The sequence below is a fragment of the Paraburkholderia sp. genome (assembly GCF_034668105.1).
GTDB lineage: Bacteria > Pseudomonadota > Gammaproteobacteria > Burkholderiales > Burkholderiaceae > Paraburkholderia.
On sequence record NZ_JAXDPY010000296.1, the window covers coordinates 1 to 6,197 of the forward strand.

Genomic DNA, 6,197 nt, shown 5'->3' on the forward strand with positions numbered 1-6,197 from the left:
CGTGAGCGTTTCCGGGCATGCAACGCAGCCGCAAAAACATGGCGGCAATCGCATTCCGGGCGCCCACCCAGCCGCAACATGGCGACAACCCCAGCCGCGGTGCAACGCGCGGCGCCCGTGTTTGATACGCAGCAACGATCGAGGCATCTCATGAAGAAATGGCTTGTTGCAATCACCGCGGTAGCGGCTCTCGCGGCGCTCTATGGCACTGCCTGGGCCGCGCCATCGCGCCTCGCCGAGATTCAGGCCAAGAATCGCCAGACGCACAAATACACCTGCGCGACCGGCAAGATTCTGCAAGTGACCTACTGGAACACCGCGAACGGCCAGAGCTTCGCGCTCGTGCCCGTAAAGGGCCAGCAACTGCTGTTCGTCAACACGATATCGGGCTCCGGCGCCAAATATCAGGCCGGCAGCTACACCTGGTGGACCAAGGGTCCGCGCGCCGACCTGTACGACGCGACAGACGGCGAAAACGCCCCGCCGATGCTGTCCGACTGCGTCACCATCAATCGCTGAGCATGCTGCGGCGGCTTTCCTCGAGTATGCCGCCTTCCTCGCCTGGCCTTCACGTTGCTACCGCCGCGCGGCGCTGCCCGCCTGCGCACATCCTTTCTGCTCGAGTAGTAAGCTGTCCGGCATGGCATCCGCTGTGTCCGCCGTTACTGCTGTCCCCGCTGTCACCGTTATGTCCGGCCGCGCGCGGTTCGGGTGGCTGTCGTCGTGTTCGATCGTCCGTTTTCCGACCTCAACGGATGGGCCCATGGCCCGCGTCCGTTTCACCAAGCGAGACCCTCCATGAAAGCATCGGACCTGTTCGTCAAATCGCTGGAAGCCGAAGGTGTCGAGTACGTGTTCGGCATCCCCGGTGAAGAAAATCTCGATCTGCTCGAATCGCTGCGCCGCTCGAAAATTCGCCTGATCCTTACGCGTCACGAACAGGCGGCCGGTTTCATGGCCGCCACCTATGGCCGCCTCACCGGACGCACCGGTGTGTGTCTGTCCACCCTCGGGCCGGGCGCGACCAACTTCGTGACCGCCGCCGCTTACGCGCAGTTGGGCGGCATGCCGATGCTGATGGTGACCGGACAAAAGCCGATCAAGTCGAGCAAGCAGGGGCATTTCCAGATCGTCGATGTCGTGCGGATGATGGAGCCGCTGACCAAGTACACGCGGCAGATCGTATCGATCGCCAACATTCCGGCCTCGGTGCGCGAGGCGGTGCGCCAGGCGGAAGAGGAGCGGCCCGGCGCCGTGCACCTCGAATTGCCCGAAGACGTCGCCGATGAAGAGGGCGACGGCAAGCCGATTCCGAAGAGCTTCAGCCGCCGTCCGGTCGCCGAAGAAAAGGCGGTGGCGCGGGCGGTCGAGGCGATCACGAAGGCGAAGCATCCGTTGCTGATGATCGGCGCGGGCGGCAACCGCAAGACCACCACCAAGATGCTGCGCGAATTCGTCGACCAGATCGGCATTCCGTTTTTCACGACGCAGATGGGTAAGGGTGTGATCGATGAATCGCACCCAATGTGGCTCGGCAACGCCACTTTGTCCGACGGCGACTTCGTGCATCGCGCGATCGATCACGCGGACTGCATCATCAACGTGGGCCACGACGTGATCGAGAAGCCGCCGTTCTTCATGCGCAGCGGCGACGCCGGCGAGAAGACGGTGATTCACGTCAACTTTCTCGGCGCGGAAGTGGATACGGTGTATTTCCCGCAGATCGAAGTGGTCGGCGATATTGCCAACGCGGTCTGGCAGCTCAAGGAAAGTCTCAAGGAGGGGCAGGAACATTGGGACTTCACGCGCTTCAAGGAAATCAAGCAGCACTTCGAAGAGCATCTGGTCAAAGGCCAGCACGACGACCGTTTCCCGATGTACCCGGTGCGGATCGTCAACGACGTCTACGAGACCACGCCGGTGGATGGCATCGTGTGTCTGGACAACGGCATGTACAAGATCTGGTTCGCGCGCTATTACCGTGCGCACGAACCGAATTCGCTGCTGCTCGACAACGCGTTGGCGTCGATGGGCGCCGGCTTGCCGTCGGCGATCGCGACCAAAATCGTGCATCCGGACCGCAAGGTGATGGCGGTATGCGGCGACGGCGGCTTCATGATGAATTCGCAGGAACTGGAAACGGCAGTCCGTCTGAAGCTCGATCTGGTGATCCTGATTTTGCGTGACGACGCGTTCGGCATGATCCGCTGGAAGCAGGAAAACATGAACTTCCCGGACTACGGCATGACCCTGAGCAATCCGGATTTCGTCGCGTATGCGCAGAGTTACGGCGCGAAAGGTCATCGGATTGAATCGGCTGCGGAGTTCGCGCCGTTGCTGCGCGAATGTTTCGCGACGCCCGGCGTACATGTGATCGATCTGCCAATCGACTACTCGGACAACGAGCGCGTGCTGAATCGCGAGATCAAACGGCTCTCCGCCCAGCTGTGAACGCGTAACGGTGAACGCGTAACGATGAACGGAACAGCGATGAGCGGCAGCGGGGCATAGCCCTTGCTGGCCGCATGACTCATGTCAGTTGTCGGAAAGGAGAACGTGTCATGTTGAACAAGACTTACCCGTACTACCTGGCGAACGTTGCGGTGGCCGCCAATACCGATCTCGAAGTCACGGATAAATTCAGCGGTGAAGTGGCGACCCGCGTGGCGATGGCGGACGCGGCGGCAATCGACAAAGCGATCGGTTACGCCGTCGACGCCATGCCCGCGTTGCGCGCGTTTCCGCCGTTCAAGCGTCAAGCGGTGCTCGAACATTGCGTGAAGCGCTTTCGCGAGCGTTACGATGAGCTGGCGCTCGCGCTCTGTATCGAGGCCGGCAAGCCGATCAACGACTCGAAAGGCGAGGTCACGCGCCTGATCGATACGTTCAAGGTGGCGGCTGAAGAGTCGGTGCGCATCGACGGCGAGATCATCAATCTGGAGATTTCGCCGCGCGCGAAGGGCTATCACGGCTATGTGAAGCGTGTGCCGATCGGGCCGTGCTCGTTTATCTCGCCGTTCAATTTTCCGCTGAACCTGACCGCGCACAAAGTCGCGCCGGCGATCGCGGCCGGCGTGCCGTTCGTGCTGAAACCGGCGAGCCGCACGCCGGTCGGCGCGCTGATCATGGGCGAGATTCTGGCGGAAACGGATCTGCCGAAAGGCGCGTTCTCGATTCTGCCGGCGCATCGCGACGGCGCCGACCTGTTCACCACCGATGAGCGCTTCAAGCTGCTGTCCTTTACCGGCTCGCCCGCGGTGGGCTGGGAGCTGAAGAAAAAGGCCGGCAAGAAGAAGGTGATTCTGGAGTTGGGCGGCAACGCGGCGGCAATCGTCGACGGCGATCAGAGTGAGAAGCTCGACTACGTGGTCGACCGGCTGGCGTTCGGCGCGTTCTATCAGTCGGGGCAGAGTTGTATCGGCGTGCAGCGGATTCTGGTGCATGCGAAGCTCTACGACGCGCTGCGCGAGAAGCTGGTTGCCAAAACGAAGTCGCTGGTAATGGGCGATCCGAAGGACGAAAAGACCTTTGTCGGACCGATGATCTCCGAATCCGAGTCGAAACGTCTCGCCGGCTGGATGGAAAGCGCGGTGCAGGCGGGCGCGAAGATCGTCGCGGGCGGCAAGGTCGACGGCGCGATGTTCGAGGCCACCCTGCTCGAGGGCGTGAAGCGCGACACCGATCTGTATCGTAAGGAAGCGTTCGGACCGGTGGCGATTCTGGAGCGTTTCGACGATTTCGACGCCGCGCTGGCCACCGTCAACGATAGCGACTTCGGCCTGCAGGCCGGTGTGTTCACCGATTCGCTCGCCCATGCGCATCGCGCGTGGGATGTGCTCGACGTGGGCGGCGTGGTGATCAATGACGTGCCGTCGTTCCGGGTCGACAACATGCCGTATGGCGGCGTGAAGGATTCGGGGCTCGGGCGCGAGGGTGTGCGCTACGCGATCGAGGATATGACCGAGATGAGGTTGATGGTGATGCGCGAGACGTGGTGAGGCTTGCTCAGGCGGTGACGGCGACGATGTATGGCGGCGTCGACCTGCCGCCGCGTTCGTACTTCCGCGGCCTGAATTTCCCGCTCAATGAGCTGCCGCGATGAGCTGGCGGCCGCCCGGGGCCTTCTTCGGGCACCGTGCCGGAAGGGCGCACGCGGCAGAGTCCGGCTCTGCTTTACGCCCGGTGGCCGGCTGCAGGACAGGAAGCTCGTGCTGTCATGCAACTGTCGTGTGAACGAACTACGCTCGCCGGCAAGGCGTTGGGCGGTCTCTCCGCAATTTTTCAGGGCTTTATTCGACGTCCCCCGGCTGGCTTTCGCCTGCGTAAGCAGAAAGTGGGCAGATGCGCCATGAGTGTTTTTGCTGAAGTGCTACAATACCGGCCTTTCCGGCGGGTGTTTCCGCCGGCCGGAGCCGGCCGCATTTTTTCCCGTAATACTGACGGGTCCCCGTGCGGAACGCCGTGGCTCCGCCTTCATCCTGATGCCCTCTGCGGTTCCGACCGCTGCCGTGCGCACCCGCGCCAAGTGCATTTTTAGCGAAAGCCACCATGTCCGACACAGCCGTTACGCCCAGCACTGCGACTTTTGATCAATTCGGCCTCGCGCCCGATATCCTGAAAGCCGTCAAAGAATCGGGCTACACCATCCCTACGCCGATCCAGGAGCAGGCGATTCCCGTCGTGCTGGCCGGCCGTGACATGATGGGCGCCGCGCAAACCGGCACCGGCAAGACCGCGAGCTTCTCGCTGCCGATCATCCAGCGTCTGCTGCCGCAGGCCAGCACGAGCGCATCGCCCGCCCGCCATCCGGTGCGCGCGCTGATCCTCACGCCGACCCGCGAACTCGCCGACCAGGTTGCCGCGAATGTGCAGGCCTATGCGAAGCACACGGCGCTGCGCAGTGCGGTGGTGTTCGGCGGTGTCGACATGAATCCGCAATCCGATCAACTGCGCCGCGGCGTGGAAATTCTGATTGCCACGCCGGGCCGCCTGCTCGATCACGTGCAACAGAAAACCGCCAACCTGGGTCAGGTGCAGATCCTCGTGCTCGACGAAGCCGACCGGATGCTCGACATGGGCTTCCTGCCGGATTTGCAGCGCATCCTGAACCTGCTGCCGAAAGAACGTCAGACGCTGTTGTTTTCGGCCACGTTCTCGGGCGAAATCAAGAAGCTTGCCGCCACCTATCTGCGCGACCCGCAGACAATCGAAGTCGCACGCAGCAATTCGACCGCGACCAATGTGACGCAGACTGTTTATGAAGTGGCCGAGGGCGACAAGACGGGCGCTGTCGTCAAACTGATTCGCGATCGCAACCTCAAGCAGGTGATCGTGTTTTGTAATAGCAAGATCGGCGCGAGCCGTTTGGCGCGGAGTCTCGAGCGCGACGGTGTGATCGCCACGGCGATTCACGGCGACCGCACGCAGAATGAACGGATGCAGGCTCTGGATGCATTCAAGCGTGGCGAGATCGAGGCTTTGGTGGCGACTGATGTCGCCGCGCGTGGTCTGGATATTGCCGAGCTGCCCGCTGTGATCAATTTCGATCTGCCGTTCAATGCTGAGGATTATGTGCACAGGATTGGGCGCACTGGGCGTGCCGGGGCCTCGGGCGATGCGTTGTCGCTGTGCAGCCCGAACGAGCGTAAGCAGCTTGCCGATATTGAGAAGCTGATCAAACGGCCTTTGGAGGTGCAACGTCTGGTTGTGGACACGCCGGTGCGGCATCACCATGAAGAGCGTGCGCCGCGGCGTGAGCGTGTCGATGGCCGTGCGGAAGGTCGTGATGAGCGCGGCGGTCGCCGGCGTTCAGGGGCTTCGGGTTCGGGGTCGTATGATCGGCCGCATCATCATCGTGCGCCGCCTGTGGATGATTTTTTTCTTAAGCCTTATGAGCCTTCGGCGGCTTCCATTCGGAAGATTGAGGAGGCGGCGGCCTCGGGTTCAGGTTCGTCTTCGTCTGCTGGTGCTCCGCAGAAGGGTGGGTCGAAGCAGCCGTTGGCGGCGTTGCTCGGTGGGTTTGGAATGCCGAGGAAGTTGACTTCGTCTTCGTGATTTTTTTTTGGAATTTGGGGTGGGGCTGCGCGGGGCTTTTGGGTGCTGTGCTTGTAGCGTTGGCCTTTCCTTGAGCTGGGTTTTTTTGGGCCTTTCCTTGGTTTCTTAGTGGTCTATTAGCGTTGCCCCTGTGCGGGGCGGCA

At 61.9% G+C, this 6,197-nt stretch carries 4 protein-coding genes; all 4 read left to right on the top strand.

Annotation, left to right across the window (positions count from 1 at the left end; translation table 11 throughout):
• Nucleotides 1-150: 150 nt before the first annotated feature.
• The 4 genes from QOC89_RS13500 to QOC89_RS13515 all read left to right on the top strand — a co-directional run bounded on the left by QOC89_RS13500 (nucleotide 151) and on the right by QOC89_RS13515 (nucleotide 6,054).
• Nucleotides 151-519 carry an MliC family protein gene (locus QOC89_RS13500; RefSeq protein WP_323045469.1) on the top strand — a complete coding sequence of 123 codons (369 nt, stop codon included), beginning with the start codon at nucleotides 151-153 and terminating at the stop codon, nucleotides 517-519.
• Between the two features lie 279 nt (nucleotides 520-798).
• Nucleotides 799-2,451, top strand: coding sequence for an acetolactate synthase large subunit (locus tag QOC89_RS13505; RefSeq protein ID WP_323045470.1), 1,653 nt, complete (start codon nucleotides 799-801; stop codon nucleotides 2,449-2,451).
• 110 nt (nucleotides 2,452-2,561) lie between these two features.
• Nucleotides 2,562-3,998 carry an aldehyde dehydrogenase family protein gene (locus QOC89_RS13510; protein WP_323045471.1) on the top strand — a complete coding sequence of 479 codons (1,437 nt, stop codon included), beginning with the start codon at nucleotides 2,562-2,564 and terminating at the stop codon, nucleotides 3,996-3,998.
• A 550-nt stretch (nucleotides 3,999-4,548) separates the two neighbouring features.
• Complete coding sequence (locus QOC89_RS13515) at nucleotides 4,549-6,054, top strand: DEAD/DEAH box helicase (RefSeq protein WP_323045472.1); 1,506 nt, start codon at nucleotides 4,549-4,551, stop codon at nucleotides 6,052-6,054.
• The last annotated feature ends 143 nt before the right edge of the window (nucleotides 6,055-6,197 follow it).